The organism is Nannocystis sp. (assembly GCF_016714285.1).
Classification (GTDB): Bacteria; Myxococcota_A; Polyangia; order Nannocystales; family Nannocystaceae; genus Nannocystis.
Genome location: NZ_JADJNN010000038.1, coordinates 251,271 through 273,581 on the forward strand (window position 1 = coordinate 251,271; position 22,311 = coordinate 273,581).

General features: G+C 72.7%; 22 protein-coding genes and 1 pseudogene. 11 read left to right on the forward strand and 12 right to left on the reverse strand.

Going from position 1 to position 22,311, the window contains the following annotated elements; all coding sequences use genetic code 11:
• Positions 1-45: 45 nt before the first annotated feature.
• Positions 46-951 (reverse strand): hypothetical protein, encoded by a 906-nt coding sequence (locus IPJ59_RS34620; RefSeq protein ID WP_293275527.1) that lies wholly within the window; start codon positions 949-951, stop codon positions 46-48.
• A 218-nt stretch (positions 952-1,169) separates the two neighbouring features.
• Here IPJ59_RS34620 and IPJ59_RS34625 point away from each other — a divergent pair, with 218 nt between their 5' ends.
• From IPJ59_RS34625 to IPJ59_RS34640, 4 genes are read left to right on the forward strand one after another with little or no spacing between them, the layout of a single operon-like run.
• On the forward strand, positions 1,170-2,087 hold the full coding sequence (locus IPJ59_RS34625; RefSeq protein WP_293275528.1) for a metallophosphoesterase family protein: 918 nt from the start codon (positions 1,170-1,172) through the stop codon (positions 2,085-2,087).
• Positions 2,045-2,590, forward strand: coding sequence for an alkaline phosphatase D family protein (locus tag IPJ59_RS34630; RefSeq protein ID WP_293275529.1), 546 nt, complete (start codon positions 2,045-2,047; stop codon positions 2,588-2,590). Before IPJ59_RS34625 ends, IPJ59_RS34630 begins: the two co-directional genes overlap by 43 nt.
• Positions 2,536-2,697 (forward strand): hypothetical protein, encoded by a 162-nt coding sequence (locus tag IPJ59_RS34635; RefSeq protein ID WP_293275530.1) that lies wholly within the window; start codon positions 2,536-2,538, stop codon positions 2,695-2,697. Before IPJ59_RS34630 ends, IPJ59_RS34635 begins: the two co-directional genes overlap by 55 nt.
• Positions 2,698-2,743: 46 nt before the next feature.
• On the forward strand, positions 2,744-3,142 hold the full coding sequence (locus tag IPJ59_RS34640; protein ID WP_293275531.1) for a TerB family tellurite resistance protein: 399 nt from the start codon (positions 2,744-2,746) through the stop codon (positions 3,140-3,142).
• Between the two features lie 6 nt (positions 3,143-3,148).
• On the opposite strand, the gene IPJ59_RS34645 is transcribed toward IPJ59_RS34640, so the two are convergent.
• The 10 genes and pseudogenes from IPJ59_RS34645 to IPJ59_RS34685 form a co-directional block, all read right to left on the reverse strand.
• Complete coding sequence (locus IPJ59_RS34645) at positions 3,149-3,655, reverse strand: hypothetical protein (RefSeq protein WP_293275532.1); 507 nt, start codon at positions 3,653-3,655, stop codon at positions 3,149-3,151.
• Complete coding sequence (locus IPJ59_RS34650; RefSeq protein WP_293275533.1) at positions 3,610-4,035, reverse strand: hypothetical protein; 426 nt, start codon at positions 4,033-4,035, stop codon at positions 3,610-3,612. The genes IPJ59_RS34645 and IPJ59_RS34650 overlap by 46 nt, the downstream gene beginning before the upstream one ends.
• A 38-nt stretch (positions 4,036-4,073) precedes the next feature.
• Positions 4,074-4,478 (reverse strand): annotated as a pseudogene (locus tag IPJ59_RS38515) (FAD-binding protein); the annotation flags it as partial.
• Positions 4,479-4,490: 12 nt separating this feature from the next.
• Positions 4,491-5,423 carry a hypothetical protein gene (locus IPJ59_RS34655; RefSeq protein WP_293275534.1) on the reverse strand — a complete coding sequence of 311 codons (933 nt, stop codon included), beginning with the start codon at positions 5,421-5,423 and terminating at the stop codon, positions 4,491-4,493.
• Between the two features lie 3 nt (positions 5,424-5,426).
• Entirely contained in the window at positions 5,427-5,621 is a 195-nt protein-coding gene (locus IPJ59_RS34660) for a hypothetical protein (RefSeq protein WP_293275535.1), read from the reverse strand.
• A gap of 188 nt (positions 5,622-5,809) precedes the next feature.
• Positions 5,810-6,262 carry a hypothetical protein gene (locus IPJ59_RS34665; RefSeq protein ID WP_293275536.1) on the reverse strand — a complete coding sequence of 151 codons (453 nt, stop codon included), beginning with the start codon at positions 6,260-6,262 and terminating at the stop codon, positions 5,810-5,812.
• Positions 6,259-7,101 (reverse strand): hypothetical protein, encoded by an 843-nt coding sequence (locus tag IPJ59_RS34670; protein ID WP_293275537.1) that lies wholly within the window; start codon positions 7,099-7,101, stop codon positions 6,259-6,261. Before IPJ59_RS34670 ends, IPJ59_RS34665 begins: the two co-directional genes overlap by 4 nt.
• Positions 7,102-7,179: 78 nt before the next feature.
• Complete coding sequence (locus tag IPJ59_RS34675; RefSeq protein ID WP_293275538.1) at positions 7,180-9,804, reverse strand: hypothetical protein; 2,625 nt, start codon at positions 9,802-9,804, stop codon at positions 7,180-7,182.
• A gap of 200 nt (positions 9,805-10,004) precedes the next feature.
• Positions 10,005-10,616: a class I SAM-dependent methyltransferase gene (locus IPJ59_RS34680; RefSeq protein WP_293275539.1), complete on the reverse strand. Its 612-nt coding sequence runs from the start codon at positions 10,614-10,616 to the stop codon at positions 10,005-10,007.
• On the reverse strand, positions 10,613-11,680 hold the full coding sequence (locus IPJ59_RS34685) for a glycosyltransferase family 2 protein (protein WP_293275540.1): 1,068 nt from the start codon (positions 11,678-11,680) through the stop codon (positions 10,613-10,615). Before IPJ59_RS34685 ends, IPJ59_RS34680 begins: the two co-directional genes overlap by 4 nt.
• A 156-nt stretch (positions 11,681-11,836) precedes the next feature.
• Between IPJ59_RS34685 and IPJ59_RS34690 the strand changes: the two genes are divergently transcribed.
• The 3 genes from IPJ59_RS34690 to IPJ59_RS34700 are packed head-to-tail and all read left to right on the forward strand — an operon-like array spanning position 11,837 to position 16,667.
• A complete protein-coding gene (locus IPJ59_RS34690; RefSeq protein ID WP_293275541.1) occupies positions 11,837-13,483 on the forward strand; it encodes a type IV pilus twitching motility protein PilT in 1,647 nt (548 codons plus the stop codon).
• A gap of 26 nt (positions 13,484-13,509) precedes the next feature.
• Positions 13,510-15,108, forward strand: a complete 1,599-nt coding sequence (locus IPJ59_RS34695; RefSeq protein ID WP_293275542.1) for a hypothetical protein — start codon at positions 13,510-13,512, stop codon at positions 15,106-15,108.
• Positions 15,105-16,667 carry a glycosyltransferase 87 family protein gene (locus IPJ59_RS34700; protein ID WP_293275543.1) on the forward strand — a complete coding sequence of 521 codons (1,563 nt, stop codon included), beginning with the start codon at positions 15,105-15,107 and terminating at the stop codon, positions 16,665-16,667. The genes IPJ59_RS34695 and IPJ59_RS34700 overlap by 4 nt, the downstream gene beginning before the upstream one ends.
• Positions 16,668-16,793: 126 nt before the next feature.
• On the opposite strand, the gene IPJ59_RS34705 is transcribed toward IPJ59_RS34700, so the two are convergent.
• Positions 16,794-17,141 carry a PDZ domain-containing protein gene (locus IPJ59_RS34705; protein ID WP_293246807.1) on the reverse strand — a complete coding sequence of 116 codons (348 nt, stop codon included), beginning with the start codon at positions 17,139-17,141 and terminating at the stop codon, positions 16,794-16,796.
• A 457-nt stretch (positions 17,142-17,598) separates the two neighbouring features.
• On the opposite strand from IPJ59_RS34705, the gene IPJ59_RS34710 reads away from it, so the two are divergent.
• The 4 genes from IPJ59_RS34710 to IPJ59_RS34725 all read left to right on the forward strand — a co-directional run bounded on the left by IPJ59_RS34710 (position 17,599) and on the right by IPJ59_RS34725 (position 22,210).
• Positions 17,599-18,513, forward strand: coding sequence for an SGNH/GDSL hydrolase family protein (locus IPJ59_RS34710; protein WP_293246810.1), 915 nt, complete (start codon positions 17,599-17,601; stop codon positions 18,511-18,513).
• Between the two features lie 309 nt (positions 18,514-18,822).
• Entirely contained in the window at positions 18,823-20,226 is a 1,404-nt protein-coding gene (locus IPJ59_RS34715) for a penicillin-insensitive murein endopeptidase (RefSeq protein WP_293246813.1), read from the forward strand.
• A 164-nt stretch (positions 20,227-20,390) separates the two neighbouring features.
• Positions 20,391-21,533, forward strand: a complete 1,143-nt coding sequence (serC, locus tag IPJ59_RS34720) for a 3-phosphoserine/phosphohydroxythreonine transaminase (RefSeq protein WP_293275544.1) — start codon at positions 20,391-20,393, stop codon at positions 21,531-21,533.
• Positions 21,530-22,210, forward strand: coding sequence for a suppressor of fused domain protein (locus tag IPJ59_RS34725; protein WP_293275545.1), 681 nt, complete (start codon positions 21,530-21,532; stop codon positions 22,208-22,210). Before serC ends, IPJ59_RS34725 begins: the two co-directional genes overlap by 4 nt.
• Positions 22,211-22,311: the final 101 nt, after the last annotated feature.

The window sequence follows — 22,311 nt, forward strand, 5'->3', positions numbered from 1 at the left end:
AGGGATGTCCCGGGGCAGGTTGTGATGGCTGTCTCCGGGGACAGGTCAGCCGGGCGGCGAGACTGGGACGCTCTCGGCGGGTGGGGCCTCGCCGGGCGGTGGGGCGAGGGGACGGTCTCGGCCGGAGTTGTGGCGGGCGGCGGGGCGGGGCCCTCGGGCGGCGGGCGACAGGCTCAGGCGGCGGGGCGGGTGCGGGCTCGGGCGGCGGGGCGTAGCCGGCGTTCGGCAGGGCGTAGCCCGGACTCGGCGCGGGGGCGGGCTGCTGCGGCTGGGTGAGGTGTACGGGTCCTCGGGGGGCGGCGCCTGGTGGCGCTGACGGCCGACGCCGAAGCCGAACACGAGGCCGGCGCGGATGCCCCAGCGCAGGCCGCAGGCGCCGAAGAAGACGACGTTGCTGGTGGCACCGGCGTAGCTGTAGGCGGCGTCGCACTTGTCGCCGGGGAAGCGCATCGAGAAGTTGACGCCGATGTCGAGGGCCATGCGGCGGCCGATGCCGATGAGGAGGCCGGGGCCGGCGTTCCACTCGCCGACGACGCCGCGCTTGTGGTTGAGGAAGACCGGGCCGACGCCGCCGTAGATGTACGGGGTGAAGCGGTAGCTGCGGTAGAGCATGACCGTCACGCCGGGGATCATGCTGAACTCGTTGGTGGGGATCTGCTTCTCGATCCCGGGGTAGTCCTGCTTGTAGTAGCTGGGCAGGAAGGTGCTGAAGTTGCGCAGCTGGAGGCCGAGGGCGAGGTTGTTGACGAAGAAGTAGTTGAGGCCGGCGGCGACGAGCAGGTTGCCGCCGCCGCCGCGGTAGAAGGAGCCGCCGAGGCCGAAGCTCGGCATCAGGGTGCCGCGGGTCCACGGCTTGTCGTCAGGCTTCGGCGAGAAGGGCCGGGCCGCGGCCAGCGAGGGCCACGCGAGCGCGGCGACGACGAGCGAGACGGTGAGGGGAAGGGCGCGCACTGGGACCTCCGGACAGGCGAGTGTGGCACGCTCCGGGCTCGGCGTGCAGGCGGCCTGGGCTTCGCCCCGGGGGGGGCCCGGGGGGGCAGGGGGTGGGGGGGGGGGGGGCGCGGCGGCCCCGGGGGCGGGGCGCCGCCCGGCGGGGGGCCGGGGGGGGGAGGGGGGGGGGGGGGGGGGGCGCGGGGGGCAGGCGGGCCTGGGCTCGTCGCGTGGGGCGCATGGGCACCAGGTTCGCGCCCCAGGAGGCCACCATGGAGATAGTGCTCGGACCGATCCTTCGACTGCGCGCCGTGGAGCCAGCGCCGGCCCGCTGGCGCGTCAGCGTGCTGGTCGTGGTCACCGGCGCGGAGGCGCCGACGCTGACCTGGACCAGCAGCGCCCGCGAGACCAGCGCCGGTGCGCCGCTGCGGCTGGCCACGCATGGTGCTCGCACGGTGTGGTCGATCGAGCTGGCGGTGGCCCGCGGCGCGCGCGCCGGTCGAGGTCACGTACCGGATCGGCGGCGCGGGCTCGTGGCGCTTCACGGTGCCGGCGACGCACGAGCGGCCGCGAATGGCCTACAACACGTGCAACGGCTTCGCGACGCTGAAGACGGCGAAGTCGGTGCGCGACCCCTTCGCGCTGTGGGTCGAGGTCGCGGCTTGCACGCGCAGACGCCGTATCACCTGATGATGATGGGCGGCGACCAGGTCTACGCGGACCCGCTGTGGGAGACGATCGACGAGCTGAGCGATTGGAGCCACAGTGGGTCGTTCATCGCGGATGTGACGGGGATGTCGGGCGCGCTGGCCGAGAAGGTCGACCGCTTCTACTTCGAGCTCTATTGCAAGCGCTGGGCGCAGCCGCAGGTGGCGGCGATGCTGGCGTCGATCCCCACGGTGATGATGTGGGACGACCACGACATCTTCGACGGCTGGGGTTCGTACCCGGACTCGCGCCACCGATCGCAGGTCTACCAGGGCATCTTCGCGGCGGCGCGGCGGTGGTTCTGCGTGTTCCAGCTGCACCGCCGGCCGGCGAGGCGGCGACCGACGAGTTCATCGCGCCAGGGCCCAACCTCAGCTACGCGCACCGCATCGACGACCTGGCGATCGTGGCGCTCGACCTCCGCTCGGAGCGCTCGTCCTCGCAGGTGATGAGCCCGGCGGCCTGGGACGCGGCGTTCCGGTGGATCGACCGGCAGGAGGGGCTCCGGCACCTGATCGTGATGACCAGCATCCCGGTGGTGTACGTCGATCTCGGGGCCGTCGAGGACGCGCTCGGGTTCATGCCGGGGCAGCAGGAGCTCGAGGACGACCTGCGTGATCACTGGTCGAGCCGGGGTCACCACGGCGAGCGCCTGCGGCTGATCCACCGCCTGCTCGACTTCGGCAAGGCCCGCGCCACGCGGGTGACGATCGTGTCGGGCGACGTGCACGTGGGGGCGCTCGGTCTGATCGAGTCGAGCCGCGACGACCAGTTGCAGGTGATCTCGCAGCTGATCTCGTCGGGCATCGTGCACCCGCCGGCGCCGGCGATCTTCATCTACGCGCTCGACCAGCTGTTCGACGCGGGCGGGTCATCGACCGCGGGATCGAGGTGCGCATGCTGCCGTTCCCGGGCACGCAGCGCCGGCTGCTGGCCGCGCGCAACTGGCTGAGCCTCGAGCCCGACCTCGCGTGGGACACCAGCCGCAAGCGCATGTGGGCCAACTGGCACGTGGAGGGCGAGATGGAGCCGTTCACGAAGGTGATCCACCCGCAGTGACCGCGGATCGGCTAGGCTCGGGGCCCCTCCGGGGGGAGGAGACGCGATGAAACAACACATCGAGACCATCACCCAGCTCCTGCTCGGCGCCGCCTACGCGGACAAGCGCCTCGAGGGCGCCGAGGTCACGCGCATCGAGGCGATCTTGCGGCAGGTCCTCGGCGGCGAGCCGCCGGCCGAGCTGCTGGCCTCGCTGCACCACTTCAGCCCGGCGGCGTTCAACGTGCACAGCGCGGCGGCGACGCTGCGGGGGCTCGATCCGGCCGACAAGCGCAAGCTGCTCGAGCTGGTCGCCAGCGTCAACGACGCGGACGACGAGCTCGACCTGGCCGAGGACGCGTACCTGCGCCACGTCGCGGTCGGCATCGGCGTGCCGGAGGCGGAGATCGCGGACCTCACGCTCGAGGTGCTCGACGACGAGGAGCTGTTCGGGATGCTGCAGTAGGCCGCGTCACTCGACGCGGTGCAGCTTGTCGAACACGCCCTTGTGGAACAGGGCCTGCGGGTCGAGGCGGGCCTTGGCGGCGGCGTAGCGGGGCTCGTCGTAGATCTGGAAGAAGCGCTCGCGGTCGTAGTGGTTGCGGGAGATCAGGGTCTTGACGCCGTCGTGGGCGAAGGTCTGGGCCTCGAAGACCTCGGACCAGTCGCGCTCTGGCTCGCTGTTGGGCATGCCGTAGATGGCGCAGTCGATGAGCAGGGTGTCGGCCATGCGCCGGGCGTGCTCGTCGCTGACCCAGGGGTAGATCGCGGGCATGCGGTAGGGGATGACCCACAGCGGGAAGAAGCGGGCCTCGGCGGCGTACCAGGCGTAGAAGTCGGCGAAGCGGCGGTCGGGGATGAAGAGGTCGACGACGACGTCAGGGCGGCGCTTGAGCTTGCCGAGCAGCGGCGCGAGGCGGCCGGACCAGCGGATCAGGTTGGTCGAGCCGAGCACGGCCTTGCCGAGCAGGAAGCGCACGGCCTGGTTCTCGAGGCCGGGAACGTGGCGGTGAGCCAGTGGCACTCGGTGTCGTAGCGGAAGCAGTAGTCCTCGGCGCTGGGGTAGTCGCGGGCGCGCTCGCGGGTGCTCTTGTAAAAAATGTTGAGCCAGCGGTAGTTGCTGAGGTAGGGGGCGTCGGCGACGAACTCGCCGAGGCAGAGGGTGAGGTGGTCGGGGGCGTGGACGATGCCGTCGATGAAGTCGAAGTCGCCGGCCTCGCAGTGGTGGCGGAGGGCGGCGTGGAAGGCCGGGAAGTCGTGGAAGCGGAGGTAGCTGAGCTTGACGAAGGGCTTGGCGGGGACCAGGCGGAACTCCAGGCGGGTGACGACGCCGAGGGTGCCGTAGGAGCCGTGGACCATGTGGAAGAGGTCGGGCTCGCGGGTGGGGAGAGCTCCAGGACCTCGCCGGTGCCGGTGACGAGCTCGAGGGATTGGACGCTGTCGAAGAAGCCGCCGAGGCGGAAGGACATCGACTCGACGGCGCAGCCGGCCACGGCGCCGCCGAGGGTGATGCCCTCGAGCTCGGGGACGACGGTGGGGACCAGGCCGAGCGGGAGGGTGGCGCGGACGATGTCGCGGAAGGTGACGCCGGGCTCGGCGGTGCAGCGGCGGTGGTGGGCGTCGATGGTGAGGATGTGGCGGAGGGCGGAGGTGTCGAGCTTGGCGCTGCGAAAGCGCGGGTCGCCGGGGATCGGCACGACGTGGTGGACGCCGCCCTTGTCGATGTGGACCAGGGCGCCAGCGGCGACCCGCTCGCGCACCTGCGCGGCGATCGCCTGGACGCGGGAGTCGTGGTCGCTCATGCGGTGGTTCTATCACTCGCGGTAGAGGCTGGTCAGCGGGACGTCGTCGAGGGTGACGACCTCGGCGGGGGCCGTGCTGCGCAGCGACTCCCACAGCTGGATCTCGAGGCTCTGCATGTGGCGCTCGTGGAACAGCAGTCCCTGGCGCGCGCGGGCCGGGGTGGCGGGGGTGTTGCCGGCGGGCCAGCGGCCCTCGCGAGCGTACTGCTGGCGGGCGAGCTCGTGGAGGTCGTGGAGGTAGATCGGGGCGCCGGGCTGCGTGAAGACGCCGGGCGGGAGGGCGTGGCCCCAAAACCCGCGCAGGAGGCCGAGGTCGGCGGCGCCGCGGGCTCCGCCGACCAGCGGTGCGTACTGCGACATGCCGTGCGGGTGGCCGTCGATCGTGCTCCACACGCCGGGGACGAGCACGAGCAGCAGCGCGGCGGCGGGGGCGTGGCGCCAGCGGCCGCGCAGGGCGGCGGCGCGGGTCAGGGCGATGAACGCGGTCGCGGCGGCGAGGGCCATGAAGGGGTAGGCGGTGAGCCAGTGCTTGGTGCCGCCGAAGATCGGGATCGTCGGGACGGCGATCAGGGCGAGCGGGAAGCCGGCGAAGAGGGCCCACAGGAGGCCGTCGCGGGCCGGCTGACCGCGCAGGGGGGCGCGCCAGGTGGGGGTGTCCGAAGGGACAGGTGAGGTGTCTCTTGGGGCAGGTGTTAGATCGCGGCGGAGACCGAGGGCGAGGCCGAGGAGGGCGAGCAGGAGGGCGCCGGTGGGGACGGTGGCCCAGGTGAGCACGAAGGGGTAGGAGATCGGGAGGGGGGGGCGGTTGTAGTTGATGCCGAGGAATTCGGTGTTGTAGTAGGCGTGGAATTGGTGGAACTCGATGTAGTCGCGGAGGCGGCCGACCGGGTCGCTCCACAGCCAGGGCCACAGGGCGAGCACCGTGAGCGGGGCGAGCACGGCCATCGCTCAGGGAAGGGGGAGCAGCAGCTGGCCGGGGCGCGGGCGTCGGCGGGCGAGCAGGAGGCAGAGGACGTAGTGGAGGGCGAGCAGGACCGGGATGAAGAGGGCGTTTAGCTTGATCGAGACGGCGACGCCGAGGGCGGGGCCGAGGGCGAGGGCCCAGCGCGCAGAGTGCAGGGCGCGGCGGTAGATCAGGACCACGGCGAGGGTGGCGGCGGCGACCGGGACGTCGAAGCAGTGCAGGCCGGCGTGGAACCCACGTGCGGGAGGGCGATGAACCTGGGGCGGCGCACAGGCCGGCGAGGAGGGGATAGTGCTGTCTGGAGGGACAGGTTGGGTGGTCGGAGGGACAGGTGGGATCAGGGTGGTCGAAGGGACAGGTTGGGTGGTCAGGGGACAGGTTGGGGCTTGGCCGGGAGCGGGGCGGCCAGGCTGGCGCCGGTGAGGAAGAGGAGGGCGACGGCGAGGCCGGCGAGCAGCTGGGCGGGGAGGCGCATCGCGGCGCCCTCGGGCATGAGCGGGAGGAGGCCGGCCTGTGCGGGCTCGGGCTGGCCGGCGGGGCGCCCGGGCTGGGCGAAGATGCGGGCCGAGATGCCGCCGGCGATCTTCATGAGGGCGGGGTGCTCGTGGTTGACGCTGAAGGCGCGGTCGCGGGCGGGGGCGGCGAGGGCGGTGCCGGGGGCGTGGAGGAGCTGGGCGGCCCAGGCGGCGTGGTGGCGACTGGCGACGAAGTAGATGCCCTCGTCGCGGACGTAGCCGACGCGGCGGTGGCCGAGCGAGAGGAGGGTGGTGGTCGCGAGGCCGAGGGCGAGCGCGACCAGCAGGCGGTCGCGACGGGTCACGGGGTCGCCTCCGCGGGGTCGGTGAGGGCGCGCAGCTCGAGGCAGGCGGCGCGGCGCGGCTGCGGGGCGTAGCCCTGCTCGGTCCAGGTGCCGCCGAGCAGGGGGGTCAGGCGGAGCAGGACCTCGTGCGGGCCGGGGGTGGTGGCGACGGCGAAGGCGACCCAGCCCTGGCTGTCGGTGAGGGTCCAGCGACCGACGGGGGCGTCGTCGATGCGGAGCTCGAGCAGGGCCGGGGCGTCGTTGCGGAGGCGGGCGTTGAAGTCGGCGAAGCCGAGGTGACCGCGGAGGGTCGTGCCGAGCTCGGCGCGGCGGGAGAGCTCGAGGGTGGCGCCGTCGTCGAGCTCGAGCGCGAGGCAGCGGCGCGGGCGGTAGGCGACCTCGCGGGTGGCGAGGGCGACGCTGCCCTGCTTGCACGACCATGTCCCGGAGGACAGGCGACAGGGGCCGCGGGCGTCGCGGAGGGTGAGGGCGGCGGGGTCGGCGAGCCAGTCGGTGATGAGGACGCCGGCGGCGGGCGCGAGGTAGTGGTGGAGGCGCAGTGGGCCGGATCGTCGCTGGCGAGCAGCTGCGGGGCGGGGAGCTCGGCGAGGTCGGTCTGGAGGTCGTCCGACCAGGCGCCGGCGTGCGGCGAGCCGGCCATGCCGAGCACGTGGAAGCGCGGGACGCCGTGGAGGTCGGGGCGGCGAGCGAGTCCCAGCCGCGCAAGGGTGGGAGATGCTGGCGGGCGCTGGGGCCGAGCCAGGGGGTGCCGAGGTAGACGGGCTCGCCGGGCGGGAGGGTCGCGAGGGCGAGGGCGGTAGCTTGCCAGACCTCGGGCGTGAGGCGGGCGCGGTAGGCACTGGCGGCGGCGAACCACTCGAGCGCGGCGACGGCCGCGAGGACGGCCAGGGCGAGGCGGGCTGGCCGATGGGACAGGTTCATGGGGCGGCCCCCGGGAGCTTGAGGTCGAGGCCGAAGCGGGGTGGGGCCTCGCCGCTGGTCTCGAGCTCGACGCGGAGGTCGACGGGGACGGCCTGCAATGCCGGCGGGACGGCGATGTCGTCGAGGTGGTTGCGGTCGGGGCGGTGGCGGACGGGGAGGTCGGCGAGCGGGGTCCAGTCGGCGGCGCCGTGAGGGCGGGCGGCGATGCGGAGGCGGTGGTTGCCGCGGCGGCGCAGCTTGGCGTCGTCGTCGTCGAGGGCGTACCAGCCGTCGAGGTTGGGGCCGAGCTGTACGTCCGGGAATGTCACTTCGGACATGCCCGATCGGCCAGGTCGGGCGAGGAGGGCGGGCAGGACCAGCATGTCGGTCTTGAGCGGGCCGGCGACGAAGTTGCGGGCCGCGCCGCGCTGGAGGCGAGCGCTGGCGAGGTCGTGCTCGCGGGCGGCGCCCTGGCGGTGGCGCAGGGCGGCGAGGGCGAGGCCGAGGACCAGCAGGCCGATGAGCAGGGCGGGGTGGGTGAGGCGGCGGGCCCAGGGGCGCAGGCGTGGGAGCAGCGGGCGGTGGCGCGTGAGGGCGGCGAGGCCGAGCAGGCCGAGCAGGCCGAGGCCGAGGCCGAGGATGTCGACGCGGCGCCAACGGTCGTAGCGCAGCTCGTAGCTGCCGTCGCGCGCGGGGGCGGCGATGAGGGTGGGCTCGCGGCCGTCGTCGCCGAGGGCCTTGCCGCCGCGCAGCTCGCCGGCGCGGCGCTGGGCCTGGGTGGCGGTGGGGCTGTCCCCGAGGACAGGTACCTCGTACCACTCGACGAGCTCGTCGGGGCTGCCGGCGGCCCCGGCGGGCGTGAAGTGGAGCTGCCAGCGTGGGTAGCCGGCGACGTGGAGGACCAGGCGGCTGCGCTCGTCGGTCACGCCGCGGACGCGGACCCGCAGGCCGTCGCCGGCGAGGGCGGGCTGCTCGACCGTGAGCTCGCCGCTGCCCTCGAGGTGGGCGAGGGGCTCGGGGTCGGCGAGCGCGAACACGTGGATCTGCCCGAACTGGGCCAGGCGGGTGGCGCCGGACGGGAGCATGTTGCTGGTGCTGACGAGGTAGCGGACGCCGAGGCGGCGCAGCAGCGCGGGGTCGCCGGACTCGGGCTTGTGGACGAAGTTGTCGCCGGGGGTGAAGCCCTGCTTGTAGCTCGGGGTGTGGGTGTAGACCGGCGAGTCCATGAACCAGTGGAGGTTGCGGTCGGCGCGGAAGCTGATGCGGTAGTCGGCGTCGCGGGCGTCCCAGGTGGCGCGGGCCCAGGCGAGGAAGGCGGCGTAGTCGGCGGCGAAGCGGGGCGCGCCGGGCATGCGCTGGGTCTGGATCTGGCCGACCTGGCCGCGCTGCATCTGGGCGCGGGTGTCGACGAGCTGCCAGAGGGCGAGGGCGAGGGCGAGGGCGGCGGCGAGGCCCGTGAGTGGGCGGCGGATGGCGCTTCGGACATGTCGGTTCGACCATGTTCGTACGGCCAGGTGGCATAGGCCGCCGAGGGCGGCGCCGGCGAGCAGGAAGAAGCCGGGCTTGGCGGCGATCAGGAAGCGCTGGTACTGGATGTGCTGGAAGCCGCCGGACAGCCAGTCGAGGCGCAGGCCCCAGAACAGGTCGGTGCTGGCGAGCAGCCAGTGGGCGACGGTCCACAGGGCGAAGAAGCGCAGCGGGGCGCGACCCAGGAGGGCCGCGGCGAGCAGGCCGAGGCTGGCGCAGTGGCCGACGGCGGTGGGCATAAATTGCGTCCACTGGCCGTGGCTGGCCATGCGCAGCATGTCGGCGAGGGGGGCGTGCAGCCAGCCGTAGTTGGCCATCCAGCCGCGGTGGGCGCTCATCGGCAGCAGCCACCAGGCCGCCAGCGCGGCGCCGAGGGTCAGGGCGAGGGCGAGGTGGAGGGCGGTCTCGGCGAGCTGCGAGCGGCGTGGGCCACCGCGCAGGCCGACGGTGATGAAGTAGAGCGGGGCGCCGAGGGCCAGCATCATGAGCGCCATCGGGTGCGCGAGCAGGGCGCCGGCGGCGGCGAGGGTGGCGAGGGCGAGGTGGCGGCGGACGCTGTGGTCGCTGTCTCGTGGGACAGGTGGGGGCGGGTCGAGGCTGTCTGGAGGGACAGGTGACGACGCGCTGCCCGAAAGGACAGGTGGAGTCGTGCTGTCCGAAAGGACAGGTGATGCGGCGCGGGCGGCCAGGGCGAGCTCGGCGAAGGTGAGCCAGGCGAGGGCGGTGGCGAGGGTCTGCGGCCACACGCCGTAGAGCACGGTGTAGGTCCAGCCGCCCTCGCGGTAGGCGCCGACGTCGGCGAGGGCGAGCAGGGCGGCGCAGAGGCCGGGCACGGGGCCCCAGCCGAGGGCCCGGCCGCAGCGCAGCAGGGCGAAGCCCTGGGTCAGGAACACGAGGGTGAACAGGAGCGCGTAGGCCTGCGGCCAGTCGAGCAGGCCGAGGCTGAGGACGCGCAGGGCGAGCACGCCGAGGTCGCCGAGGACCGGGTAGAGCTCGCCGAGCGGGAAGCCGAAGAACCAGGTCGGGCTCCAGCCGACGAGGTGGCCGCCGGCCAGCTGCTCGCCGTAGAGGTAGACGCGGGTCAGGTGGACGGTGTGGTCGGCGGACAGCGGCATGACGCCGGTGGGGACCGGCCACAGCAGGTAGAGGCCGAACAGGGTGACCAGCAGGGCGGGCAGCCAGCGGGCGAGACGGCTGGCCCGAGAGACAGGTGTGTTTGGCCCTCGGGACAGGTGTGTTTTGGCTGGCCCGAGGGACAGGTGGCGCGGGGTCGGCTCGCGGGGCCAGGCTGTCCGGAGGGACAGGTGGGTGAGGGTCAGCGGCGGACATCGCCCAGGATCACCGTCCAGGGGAGGGGTCGACGCACGCGGAGCGCGTCGAGGCGGGTGGCGGCGAGGGTGAGGAGGGCGCGGCGGCTGAAGTGCTGGACGTGGCCGGGGGTGTTGCCGAGGGCGCGGAGGTAGCGGCCGCGGGCGAGGTTCAAGATCCGCCACACGGGCTCCCAGGGGGTCGAGATCAGGACCTGGCGGGCGGACACGCGGGCGAGCTCGGCGAGGCCGGCGGCGGGGTCGGCGAGGTGCTCGAGCACCTCGCAGCAGATCACGAGGTCGAAGCTCTGGTCCGGCCAGGGCAGGGCGTAGATCGAGGCCTCGCGCAGGGCGAGTTGGGGGTCGAGGCTGGGGGCGGGGCGCAGGGCCACGTCGCAGGCCTCGAAGCGGTCGGGGCGGGCGCGGCGGATCAGGTGGTCGGCGAGCAGGCCCTCGCCGCAGCCGACCTCGAGCACGCTGCGGGCACCTGTCCCCTGGTACAGGTCAGTGACGGCGTCGGTGAAGCCGCGCATGAGGGCGCGGGCGATCGGGTTGCGGGTGTTGTACTTGTCGTAGACGTTGCCGACGATGTTGCCGGCGTCGACCCGCGGGGTGTTCACGCGGGGTCTCCCGGGTGCAGGGCCAGGCGGCTGGGAGCCGCGAGCGCGGTGGCTTCGGACCAGGGCGTGGCGGTGGTGCGCTGGAGGCCGGGGATCGCCGGGCCGTCGCCGAGGCGACCGACCGCGAGGTCGAGCTGGCGCACCTGCACGAGCAGCTGCTCGCTGAGGCGGCGGTTGGCGGCGATGAGGTCGCCGAGCAGGGCCATGAGGCCGACCAGGAAGGCGAGCACGACGGCGCCGACGCCGACGAGCAGGGATTCGGTGTGGCCGCTCTCCTGCGGCCAGCGGGCGGCGAAGTAGTAGAGGAAGCGGCCGCCGAGGCCGAGGCCGAGCAGGAGCAGCAGGAGGGCGACGAAGCCGAAGGTCTGGACCGGCCAGTACATGCTGTAGGCGCGGACGATGACGGCGGCGTTGCGGCGCACGTAGCCGCCGATCGATCGGAACAGGCGCGACGGGCGGGTCTGCGGGTTGGTCTCGACGGCGACGTTCTCGATGGCGAGGCCGGCGTGTCCGGCCTGGATGATCGTCTCCAGGGTGTAGGTGAAGCGGTTGTGGACGAACAGGGCGGCGGCGGCCTTGCGACCGATCGCCCGGAAGCCGCTGGTGGCGTCGCGCACGGCGGTGCCGCTGGCCCGGCGCACGACGTTGGAGCCCCAGCGCTGCAGCAGTCGCTTGAGCCAGGAGAAGTGGGCGAGGCTGTCGGTGCGGCGGTCGCCGACGACGATGTCGGCCCGGCCGGCGAGCACCGGCGCGACCAGGCGCGGGATGTCGGCGCCGCGGTACTGGTTGTCGGCGTCGGTGTTGACGATGATGTCGGCGCCGAGGTGGAGGCAGGCGTCGACGCCGGCGGCGTAGGCGACGGCGAGGCCGCGGTTGCGCGCGAAGCGGAGGACGTGGTGGGCGCCGAGCTGCTCGGCGAGCTCGGCGGTGCCGTCCGTGCTGCCGTCGTCGATGACGAGCACCTCGATGCTATCGATGCCGGGGATGCTGCGCGGGAGGTCGGCGAGGGTGGCCCCGAGGTGGTCCCGTTCGTTCAGGCAGGGGATCTGAATGATGAGCTTCACGGCCGCGGCGCCGTCGCTTGTACCACGCTCGTGCGGGCCCGGGCGCGGTGAAGGCCGTGGGCGAGAGGCCGCAGATCGGGCTGGGAGGGCCGTCGGGGCCCGTTGCGCGGGTTGCGCGAGCGACAGTGCGGGGCGGCCGGGGTAGGCTCCGGCGTCATGGCTGCGATCGATTCCCTGCTCAAGTTGGTCGCGGCGCAGAAGGCCGACGCGATGATCGTGGCGTCCGAGCGGGTGCCCCTGCTCAAGAAGGGCGGGGCCGACGTGGCGCTGTCGATGCCGAAGGTCAGCCACGACATGGTGGCGATCTTCCTCGAGGACCTGGTCGACGCGGAGCAGCTGCAGGCGATCAAGCAGGGCGGGACGCTGCGCATCGCCCACAGCGTCGGCGACGAGCAGTTCTCGGCCGAGCTCAATGGTGAGGGCGGTCGCTTCCGCCTCGCGTTCTACTTGCAGAGGCCAGGCGGGCCGTCGCCGGCGCGGCGCGGGACCGGGGCGCCGAGCGGGCGCGACGTGACCGAGCCGCACCGCGCGGGTCGCGAGCTCGGGCTGCCCGTGCCGCCGCAGTCGCCGGTCTCGCCGCAACCGCCGCAACCGCCGCAACCGCCGCAGCCGCCGTTTCACGCGGCACCGCTGCGGCCGGCGGTGAGCGAGGCGCCGCCGCGAGCTGTCCTTGCGGACAGGTTGTCGGCGAGCGAGTCGGCGCCGCCGATCGCCTACCGCACGGCGTCCGAGAACGCGGGTGACCTGGTCGAGCTGGCGCTGCAGGCCCACCGCGACGGGGCGTCGGACCTGCTGCTGTCGACCGGCATGCCGGCGCGGATGCGGCTCGGGGGCGCGCTGCGGGAGACGGGGCTGACCTGCGACGCCGGCCAGATCCTCGCGCTGGCGGAGCTGGCGATGACGCCGGAGCGGCGGCACGAGCTCGAGCGCAGCGGCAGCGTCGACCTCGCGCTCGACCTGTCCCCGGGGCCAGGTGCGAGGGCGCTGCGCTTCCGCATCAACCTGTTTCGCCAGCAGCGCGGGCTGGCGGCGGCGATCCGGCCGGTGCGCTCAGAGTGCCCGACGCTGGCGCAGCTCGGGCTGCCGGACGAGTTTCGCCAGCTGGTGCAGTACCCGTCGGGGCTGGTGCTGATGACCGGACCGACCGGCTCGGGCAAGTCGACGACGCTGGCGGCGCTGATCGAGCAGGTGAACGTGAGCACGGCGAAGCACGTGATCACGCTCGAGGATCCGGTCGAGCTGCAGTACGTCAGCAAGCGGGCGCTGATCCACCAGCGCGAGGTCGGCACCGATGTCGAGAGCTTCGCGGCCGGGCTGCGGGCGGCGCTGCGCGAGGACCCGGACATCATCCTGGTCGGCGAGATGCGCGACCAGGACACGATCGCGGCGGCCCTGACGGCGGCGGAGACCGGGCACCTGGTGCTGTCGACGCTGCACAGCGGCAGCGCGGCGATGGCGATCGACCGCATCATCGACGTGTTCCCGGGGCCGAAGCAGCCGCAGGTGCGGCTGCAGCTGGCGGGCTCGCTGCGCGCGGTGGTCACCCAGGTGCTGCTGCCGAGCGCGCAGCTCGGGCGGGTGCCGGCCTACGAGAAGATGATCGTGACCGCGGCGGTGGCCAGCCAGATCCGCGAGGGCCGGGCGCATCAGATCGCCAATCAGATCCAGACCGGGCGCGCCGAGGGCATGATGTCGCTCGAGCAGTCGCTGCTCGCGCTGCTGCGGGCGGGCAAGGTGAGCCTCGAGGCGGCCATGACGGTCGCACCCGATCCGGACGGGCTGCGCCGGGCGATGCGCGCCTGATGCGGATGATGCGGATGATGCGGATGATGCGGGCGAGTCGCGACACGCTGCAGCGAGGCGCCGAAGCGGCGGTGATCGCCGCGCTCGCGCTGGGGCACACGCGGGCCTGGAGCTTCCTCTGCGACGACGCGTACATCTCGTTCCGCTACGCCAGGAACCTCGCGGAGCACGGGACCCTGGCCTACAACCTGGCGGCGCCGCGCGAGCTGGTCGAGGGCTACACGAACCTCCTCTGGGTGCTGCTGCTGGCGCTCGGCGACCGCGTGGGCGTGGCGCCCGAGCTGCTGGCGCCGGTGCTGACGCAGCTGGGCGCGCTGGCCGGGTTGGCGATCGTGTGCTTGTTGCTGCGGGGGCTGCGGGGCGGGTGGTCGCTGGCGCCGGCGCTGCTGCTGGCGTGCAGCCCGGAGTTCATGGTGTGGGGCCAGGGGGGGCTCGAGACGGCGCTGGGGGCGGCGTTGTGCCTGGCGGCGATGGGCGCGGCGGCGAGCGGGCGCTGGCGGACGGCGGGTTGCTTGACGGCGCTGGCGGGCCTGACCCGCCCGGACGCGCTGCTGCCGATCGGTCTGTTCTTTGGGACATGGCTGATCGTACATGGCCGAAAGGTCTGGCCGGGTTGGCGGCGGCTGATGATCGGCGCGGCGCTGGCGGCGGGTCCGCTGGCGCTGCAGCTGCTGTGGCGCGATCACTACTACGGGAGCTGGCTGCCGAACACGTGGCTGGTCAAGCAGTTCGGCGGGCTGCTGCGCGGGACCTACGGGCTTTGGTACGTCGAGGCGTGGGCGCGGGCGGTGGGGCTCGTGTGGCTGTTGCCGCTGTTACCGTGGTTGCGGGCGCGGCACCTGGTGCTGGTGATCCCGATCGCGGGGACGGTGGCGTGGGCGTGGGCGATCGGTGGCGACTTCATGGCCTACTCGCGCTTCTTGATCGTGGCGACGGGGCTGCTGGCGGTGCTGTGGAGCTGGTTGCTGGCGGACGCGGCGGCGTGGATCGGCGGGCGGGTGCGCGGGCTCGGGCGGGTGCCGGTGGCGGCGATCGTGGTGATCGTCGCCGCGGGGTTGTTGGCGGGGCAGGCGAGGGCGCGCTGGCTCGAGGACAGGGCGCAGGCTGGCGGGTGGCTGGCGGGGCGCTGGGAGGGGGTCACGGCGATGGACCGCTTCGCCCGCGAGCGCGTGTACGTGGGCGCGTGGATGCGAGAGAACTTGCCGGCGTCGACGTGGCTGACGGTCGGCGCGGCGGGGGCCCTGCCGTACGCGTCGGGGCTGCCGGTGGTCGATGTGTACGGGCTGGTCGACGCCTGGCCGCGGCGGGTGCCGGAGCTGCGACCGTCGCCGCGCGGACGTCCGGGGCATCAGCTGATGGCGCCGCTGGCCGATCTGCGGGTGCGTGACCCGGACCTGCTGTGTCACGTCGGGCACGTCGGTCCGCGGGTGCCGGCGCAGGCGAGCGCGCAGACCCGCGGGCTCGGGCCGGGGTACCGCTGGGCCTGTGTGGCGCCGGGGCCGGTGGTCGACGCGCGTGAGCCGGGCGGGGTGCTGGACCTCGGGTACTACTGTTGTCTGCGGCCGCAGGGTCGGGTGGTCGGGCCGTTTCGCGATGACGCGGGTGCGACGGGGGTGTCGCGATGAGCGTGGTGTGGGCGCGACGCGGGGTGCTGGCGCTGGCGGGGCTGTGGGTGGTGGTCCTGGCGATCTGCTTCGGGTGGCGGATCGGGTTTGCGCTCGAGCTCGAGTGGATGGAGGGCGGGTCGCTGCATCAGGCGCTGCGCCTGCAGCAGGGGCTGGCGATCTACCCCGAGCCGTCGGCGGAGTTCGTGCCCTTCCTGTACACGCCGCTGTACACGGCGTTGCTGGCGATGCTCGGGTGGGCGCTGCCGCTGGACTTCGCGCTGGCGCGGGTCGTCAGCGTGGCGGCGTGCGTGGCGGTGGGGCGCGGGCTGTGGCGGTTGGTCGGGCAGGAGGGCAAGCCGCGGGCGCACCAGGCGGCGGCGGTGGGGCTGTGGTGCTCGGGCTATGTGTTCAGCTTCCGCTGGTACGACGTGGGCCGCGCGGACAGCCTGTTCCTCGCGCTGCTGCTGTGGGGGCTGGTGCTGCTGCGCGGGGCGAGGGGGCGGCCGCGGCGGGCGGCGCTGGCGGGGCTGCTGGTGGGGCTGGCGTTCTGGACCAAGCAGACGGCGGCGGTGTTCGTGCTGGCGAGCGGACTGTTGGGGCTGCTGGTGGCGCCGCGCGAGCTGCTGTGGTTCGCGGCGACGATCGCTGTGGTGGATGGCGGTGGGGTGTTGCTCGGTCAGCGGATCACGGGGGGGCAGCTGTGGGCGTACATCTACGAGCTGCACCAGAGCCACGCGTTCAACGCGGAGCGCTTCACTCGCAAGACCTGGGGGATGTTCGGGCACGCGGCGCCGTTCCTCGCGTTGTTGCTTGTGGGTCGCTTCGCGGGTGGGATCTGGGGGCTGGCCCGTGGGACAGGTGTGAAAGGACAGGTCGATCGGCGCGGGCTGATCTACTGGGGGGTGCTGATGGCGACGGCGCTGCTGGTCTCGGCGCTCGGCTACAGCACGCAGTGGGCCGAGCCCAACGCGTTCATGCCGGGGGTGTGCTTCGGGGCGGCGTTCGTGGCGGTGGCGCTGCCGGTCGGGCGCGGGGAGGCGGCGGCGCTCGGGCTGGTGGCGGCGCAGCTGGTGTTCGCGTTGCTGCTCGAGCCGCGCTACCAGGCGATCCAGGAGCGCGGGCTGCGGGCTGGCTTTTGGGACAGCTACGCGTGGCAGGACCCGGCGCGCACGCTGCCGGACGCGGGCCAGCGCGGGCGGGCGGCGGCGCTGCGCGAGGAGCTGCGGGCGGCCGGGCCGACGCTGGCGCTGCAGCGGCCGTGGTGGAGCGTGCTGGCTGGTGGCCCCGGGCACGTCGGTTCGATGGGGATCCACGACGTGGCGCCGACGCAGCAGCGGGCGATCGAGCGGGAGCTGGCGGCGCGGGTCGAGGCCGGGGTGTACGTGGCGCTGTACTTCGACGGCGAGGCGCCGGCGTGGCTGCGATCGCCGCTGCAGCGGCGTTACACGCTGGCCCGCACGTGGCGGGGGGAGGAGCGGGTGCTGCCGATGACGGGCTATATGTCGGCGGCGGGGATGGTGACGCCGTGGCGCGGGCCGCAGCTGGTCTACCTGCGCCGCGAGGCTTCGCCCAAGTAGCTGCGGGCCCTGAGGCTTGCCGAAGTCTGGAGGAGTCGGCGGGTGCTGCGAGGAGTCGGTCGATTAAATAGCTGCGGGCCCCGGGTGCAGAGCACCGGGACCCGCCGCAGTCTCGGGCGGAGCGGATCAGCGAGAGACGCGGATCATCTTGCGCTCGAGGGTGACGAACTTGTGCCCGCTGCACTTGTACGCGACCTCGATCGTGACGCTCGTGCCCGCGGGGCCCTTGAGCGCGGTGGCCCAACCCTCGACGCTGTCGGGGTAGGTGCCATCGACCGAGATCAGGCGGGCGCCCTCACGGATGGCGCCGTCGGCCGGCGCACCCGGGAGCACGCTGCGAACCACGACGTGGTCGCCGCGGCCCTGGATCACCGCTCCGATGCCGCTGTACGAGTAGCTGTTGTCGACAGCGCGGTGGGCCGAGCGGCAATCCGTGCCGCCGAAGCGGTACATGATGGCCGCGGAGGTGGCCATCGCGCCGGCAAGGACGATGGAGCCGAGGATGACGCGCCGGGCGGTGCGCCAGCGGGCGATGGAGGTCGCTAAGGAAGATTCAGTGTTCGGAGAACGCATCGGGCTTCGCTCCTGTCCGAGACAGACTTGACGAGTGTTCCACAGCTTCGAAAAGCTTGCCAGGGGGCGAGGGGTTACTGCCGACGCTGTCGCAGCATTCCTCGCGGGCCTTTGCGGGCCTGGCTCGCGGTGGCGGGTGAGGCGCGTGGGGCCCTTGGGCACTGGCCGCGACAGGCCGGGGCTCGCGGCGTGAAACCAGGGCCGATGCCGCTCGTGGTGTCGGGGCTTGTCGCAGCGAGTGGGCCGGAGATCGCCCGGGGCCCTCATCGTTCTCGCCACACCGAGCTTGCGGGGTCTCCGCATCCGTCCTCGCCAGCTTCTTCCGTGGGATCGCGTTCCGCGCTATAGGCTTCGCCCCATGCTCTGGTCTCCACGGCGTTGCCTCTCCCTCGTGACCCTGGCCCTGGCCACGACCGCCTGCACCGCGGACAAGACCGCCGCGACGCCAGGCCCGACGATCCCCGTCGCCCTGCCAGCGGCCGCGATCCCGGTCGCCGAACCCGAGCCCGTGGTGGCTGCGCCCGAGCCCGTGGCCGAGCCTGTCGCGGTGGCCGAGCCGGTGCAGGAGCCCGAGGCCCCGGCGATCCCCGAGACGCCGCGCAAGGTGCTGATCTTGGGCGACAGTCTGGCGGCCACCGGCTTCGGGGCGCTCCTGGAGCGCAAGCTCGAGGCGCACCCCAACATCGAGTGCGACCGCAAGGCCAAGAGCGCGACCGGGCTGGCCCGCCCCGACTTCTATGATTGGGAGGCCGAGGCCAGGAAGCAGGTCGAGGCCAAGACGCCGGACCTGGTGGTCGTGATCATGGGCGGCAACGACGGCCAGGACCTCACGCCGAAGTCGGGCAAGGGCAAGCGGGTCGGCTGGAAGTCGGACGGCTGGAGCGTGGCGTACAAGGCCCGGGTGGCCGACTTCCTCAAGGAGATCGGCGTGGCCGAGCGCAAGGTGCTGTGGCTCGGCCTGCCGAAGTCGGAGCTCAATAGCTTCGAGCAGAAGCTGGAGGTCATCCGCCAGGTCCAGAGCGAGGCGGTCGGCGAGCTCGGCGAGGCCGGGACCTACATCGACACGACGCCCTTCCTCACCGACTCGGCGGGCACGCTGCTGGAGAAGGCGACCGTGGGCAAGCGCAAGGACCAGGAGCTGCGCGAGGACGACGGCATCCACTTCACGATGGCGGGCTCGGAGTACTTCGCCGACAAGGTGTACCCCGAGGTGCTGCGGGTGCTCGGGCTGCCCGACGCCGAGCCCGAGGCGCCGAAGAAGAAGAGCAAGTGAAGAGGCGCGGGGCTGCGCGCGCCCGGGTGCCGCGCAGTCTGCCAGCGCTGTCCTCGGGGAGATCTCTCTGCGGCCAAAAAACGTCGGGGAGCGGGCCCTGAACCGCGTTCAAGTTGCGGCAATGCGGCTGCAGATGCAATGACAGTGCAGGTGGAATTTGCCGAGATGCTGGCGCGTGGGCCAGGGGGTCGGCCGATGGGCGAGCGGCGTGGGGTGGTGTGGTGTGGCGGCCCGCGGGAATAGTGCCCGGGGGCTGCGAAGTACACGCGGTCCCGGGGGTCTGCTACGTTGGCCGACCCGGTCCCTTCGATGCACTTGCAGCGCGCAACACCCCGCCTCCCGAGCCGCCTCTGCGGCCTGCTGGGGTTGTGGTTGTCGCTGCTGTTGATGGCCGTGGTGGCAGGGCACGCGCCGGAGGCGGCGGCGAAGTCGGCGAGCAAGTCGAAGGGCAAGACCAAGAAGAAGAAGGCGGTCAAGAAGAAGGCCGCGCCGGCGAGGGTGAGCCCGGTGTCGCGCGATGTCGCCGGGCCCACGGGGGTGACCAGCGCTGGCGACCTCGAGGACGAGGAGGGCGAGGGCGACGAGGACGACGGCGAGGACAGCGACGGGGGCGACCCGCAGAGCGAGCTCGAGGCGATCGAGCGCGAGATCCTGGCCCAGCCGATCGATCCGGGGCCGGTGCTGGTCGAGCTCCCGCCGGTGGTCAGCGACCCCACGCCGATCGACAGCACGCCGCGCTGGGTGAAGCACACGGTCATCCCCGGCGAGACCCTGGGCGACATCGCGAAGCGCTACGGCGTCGAGCGGCAGCGGTTGGCCCGCTGGAACAACCTCAAGGGCGACAAGCCGGTGCTGCGCTCGGGCAAGACCCTGCGGGTGCACGCCGTCAACCCGCCGCCGCAGCGCGAGCGGGTCGAGCACGTGGTCAAGCGCGGCGATGACTGGGATGGGGTCGCCCGCCAGTATGGGGTCGAGGTTGCAGAGGTGCAGACCTGGAACCGCAGGCTCGGCAAGAGCCTGGAGCGCAAGGAGAAGGTGGTGCTGTGGCGCGACCCGCCGCCGCTGGTGGCGACCAGCAGCACCGGATTGGCGGCCAAGTTGGCGCAGATCCGGGTGCCGGCGGGGGGCGTGAGCATCGGCCGACCGAGCCGTGGTCGCCTGGTCCGCGGCGTCGAGCTGCCCGATCGCCCTGACCTTTACACCCGTCGCAAGCCCGAGGAGAGCTGGGGCTCGAGCCACGCGATCACGCAGCTGATGGCGGCGATCGTCCGCTTCCGCCACGAGACCGGGTTTCGTCGGTCGATCATCATCGGCGGGATCAGCAGGGCGCGGGGCGGACGCTTCCGGCCGCACAAGTCGCACCAGAGCGGGCGGGACATCGACATCCGCATGCCGTTGACGGCGGCGGCCGAGGGCAAGAAGCACGTCGGTCCGGGCGACATCGACTGGAAGGCGACCTGGCAGCTGATCCACGCGTTCATCGTCAGCGGCGAGGTCGAGTACATCTTCCTCGAGCACCCGTTGCAGAAGCGGGTCTACAAGGCGGCCCGTGAGGCCGGCGTCTCGAAGGAGCAGCTCGGGCTGTGGGTCCAGTGGCCGCTGCCGCCGAAGACCAACAAGGGGATCGTGCGCCACGTGAAGGGCCACAAGGTCCACTTCCACGTGCGGGTGGCCTGCGCCGAGAACGAGAAGCACTGCGTGACGGCCCGCTGACGGTTGGTCCGCGGAACTTGGGGCATCGCCTGGTCGCTCCTCGGATGCCGGCTCGCGGGGGAATTTGGGGGCTGTCGCGCCATCGCTAACTCCCGCATGTTGGTCCGCAGGGGAATTTGGGGGCTGTCGCGGCGGCCGGGTCTCGGCTAGCGTCCCGGGCCATGGTGAGCGCAGACAGAGTGAAGCTGTGGAACTTCTCGGCCGGTCCGGCGATCTTGCCCCTGGAGGTGTTCGAGCGGGCGGCTGACGCCGTGCACGAGCTGCGGGCCGAGGGTCACGCGCGCGGGGCGAAGGGCGTGGGCATGTCGATCCTCGAGATCTCGCACCGCTCGAAGCCGTACGAGGCGGTCACCTTCGGGGCGGAGAAGCTGTGCCACGAGGTGCTCGGGATCCCCGAGACGCATCAGGTGCTGTTCCTGCAGGGCGGCGCGAGCCTGCAGTTCGCGATGCTGGCGATGAACCTGCGCGAGGCGGGCAAGCCGGCCGCGTACGTGGACACCGGCGTGTGGTCGCAGAAGGCGATCGCGGAGAGCCAGGGCCTGGGCGAGACGATCACCGTCGGCAGCTCGGCGGCGACCAACTACGACCGCATCCCGGCGTTCCCGGAGGCGGCCAGCTACGCGCACGCGAGCTACCTGCACATCACGACCAACAACACGATCTTCGGCACCGAGTACGCCGAGATCCCGCGGGCGGAGGGCGGGGTGCCGCTGGTGATCGACTTCTCGAGCCACGCGGGGTCGCGGCCGATGGCGCTCGAGCACGCGGCGTTCGGCTACGCCGGGGCGCAGAAGAACCTCGGGCCCTCGGGCGTGACGCTGGTGTACATCCGCAAGGACCTGCTGGCGAAGAAGCCGGCGGCGCACGTGCCGGTGATCCTGCGCTACGCGACGCACGCGAAGGAGCCGAGCCTCTACAACACGCCCAACACCTTCGGGGTGCTGGTGCTCAAGCTGGTGCTCGAGTGGATGCGTGACGCGGGCGGGCTGCCGGCGATCGCGGCGGTCAACGAGCGCAAGGCGGGCAAGCTGTACGCGGCGCTCGACGGCAGCCAGGTGTTTCGCGCGCACGCGCAGCCGGGCAGTCGCTCACGCATGAACGTGACGTGGACGGCCAACGGGGCGCCAGAGGGCGAGCGCGAGGCGCTGTCGGAGCGCTTCCTCAAGCAGGCGCAGGCGGCCGGGTTCGACGGGCTCAAGGGGCACCGCCTGGTCGGCGGGTTCCGGGCGTCGATCTACAACGCGTTCCCGGAGGCCGGGGTCGACGCGCTGTGCGAGTTCATGGCGGAGTTCGAGCGACGGCTGTGAGCGCAGCGGAGCAGGACGCGCCGGGCTGGGCGGCGATCGACGACGCGCTGGCGCGGCTGTACCCGGGGCAGCTGCCGCATCAGTTCGCGAGTCAGCGGGCGTACGAGCTCGACGGCGAGAGCCCGCTGCCGGCGATCGCGGTGTATGAGGGGGCGCGGCCGGAGCACTGGCACTACGTCACCTATGGGCTCAGCGAGCTGTTCGAGAAGAGCTCGGGGGATCCGGATGTCTCGGGGTTTGGCTTCGAGCTGACGATGCGAGTGCCGCGGGCCGCGGGTGAGATGGCGCCGCCGAGCTGGCCGCTGCGGGCGCTGCAGGGGCTCGGGCGCTACGTGCTGGGCACGCGCAAGGGCTTCGACACCGGGCACTGCGCCGACCTGGGCGGGTCGATCGCGGCGGGCATCGACAGCGCGCTGACCTGCCTCGCGTGCGTGCCCGATCCGCTGCTGCGGAAGATCGGCACGCCGTTCGGGGGGCTGTTGTTCTTGCAGGTGGTGGGGATCACGAGCGACGAGCTGGCGGCGATGCAGCGGCTCGATCACGAGGGCGTGGTGCACCTGCTGGGCGAGCTGGATTTTCACGGGATCACCGATCCATCGCGGGCCTCGTATTTTGCGGATCCCCGGAAGGCGCCGGTGTTGCGGCGTTATCAGCTCGGCGTGCTGCTCGAGCGTTGATCGGTCCGACGGCAATGGTGCGGCGCTCAGACGGCGATGGTGAGGCGGCGGTGAGCCGTCAGTGACGCTGCCGCTCTGCTCGGCGAGCTGCAGCTCGCCGC

What these genes read in the sequence shown, in the direction of transcription:
- IPJ59_RS34625 (WP_293275528.1), top strand. Translation starts at nt 1,170, where the DNA reads ATGGGCACCAGGTTCGCGCCCCAGGAGGCCACCATGGAGATAGTGCTC.
- IPJ59_RS34635 (WP_293275530.1), top strand. Translation starts at nt 2,536, where the DNA reads ATGCTGCCGTTCCCGGGCACGCAGCGCCGGCTGCTGGCCGCGCGCAAC.
- IPJ59_RS34640 (WP_293275531.1), top strand. Translation starts at nt 2,744, where the DNA reads ATGAAACAACACATCGAGACCATCACCCAGCTCCTGCTCGGCGCCGCC.
- IPJ59_RS34650 (WP_293275533.1), bottom strand. Translation starts at nt 4,035, where the DNA reads ATGGTCCACGGCTCCTACGGCACCCTCGGCGTCGTCACCCGCCTGGAG.
- IPJ59_RS34655 (WP_293275534.1), bottom strand. Translation starts at nt 5,423, where the DNA reads ATGGCCGTGCTCGCCCCGCTCACGGTGCTCGCCCTGTGGCCCTGGCTG.
- IPJ59_RS34675 (WP_293275538.1), bottom strand. Translation starts at nt 9,804, where the DNA reads ATGCCGCTGTCCGCCGACCACACCGTCCACCTGACCCGCGTCTACCTC.
- IPJ59_RS34690 (WP_293275541.1), top strand. Translation starts at nt 11,837, where the DNA reads ATGGCTGCGATCGATTCCCTGCTCAAGTTGGTCGCGGCGCAGAAGGCC.
- IPJ59_RS34695 (WP_293275542.1), top strand. Translation starts at nt 13,510, where the DNA reads ATGCGGGCGAGTCGCGACACGCTGCAGCGAGGCGCCGAAGCGGCGGTG.
- IPJ59_RS34700 (WP_293275543.1), top strand. Translation starts at nt 15,105, where the DNA reads ATGAGCGTGGTGTGGGCGCGACGCGGGGTGCTGGCGCTGGCGGGGCTG.
- IPJ59_RS34705 (WP_293246807.1), bottom strand. Translation starts at nt 17,141, where the DNA reads ATGGCCACCTCCGCGGCCATCATGTACCGCTTCGGCGGCACGGATTGC.
- IPJ59_RS34710 (WP_293246810.1), top strand. Translation starts at nt 17,599, where the DNA reads ATGCTCTGGTCTCCACGGCGTTGCCTCTCCCTCGTGACCCTGGCCCTG.
- IPJ59_RS34715 (WP_293246813.1), top strand. Translation starts at nt 18,823, where the DNA reads ATGCACTTGCAGCGCGCAACACCCCGCCTCCCGAGCCGCCTCTGCGGC.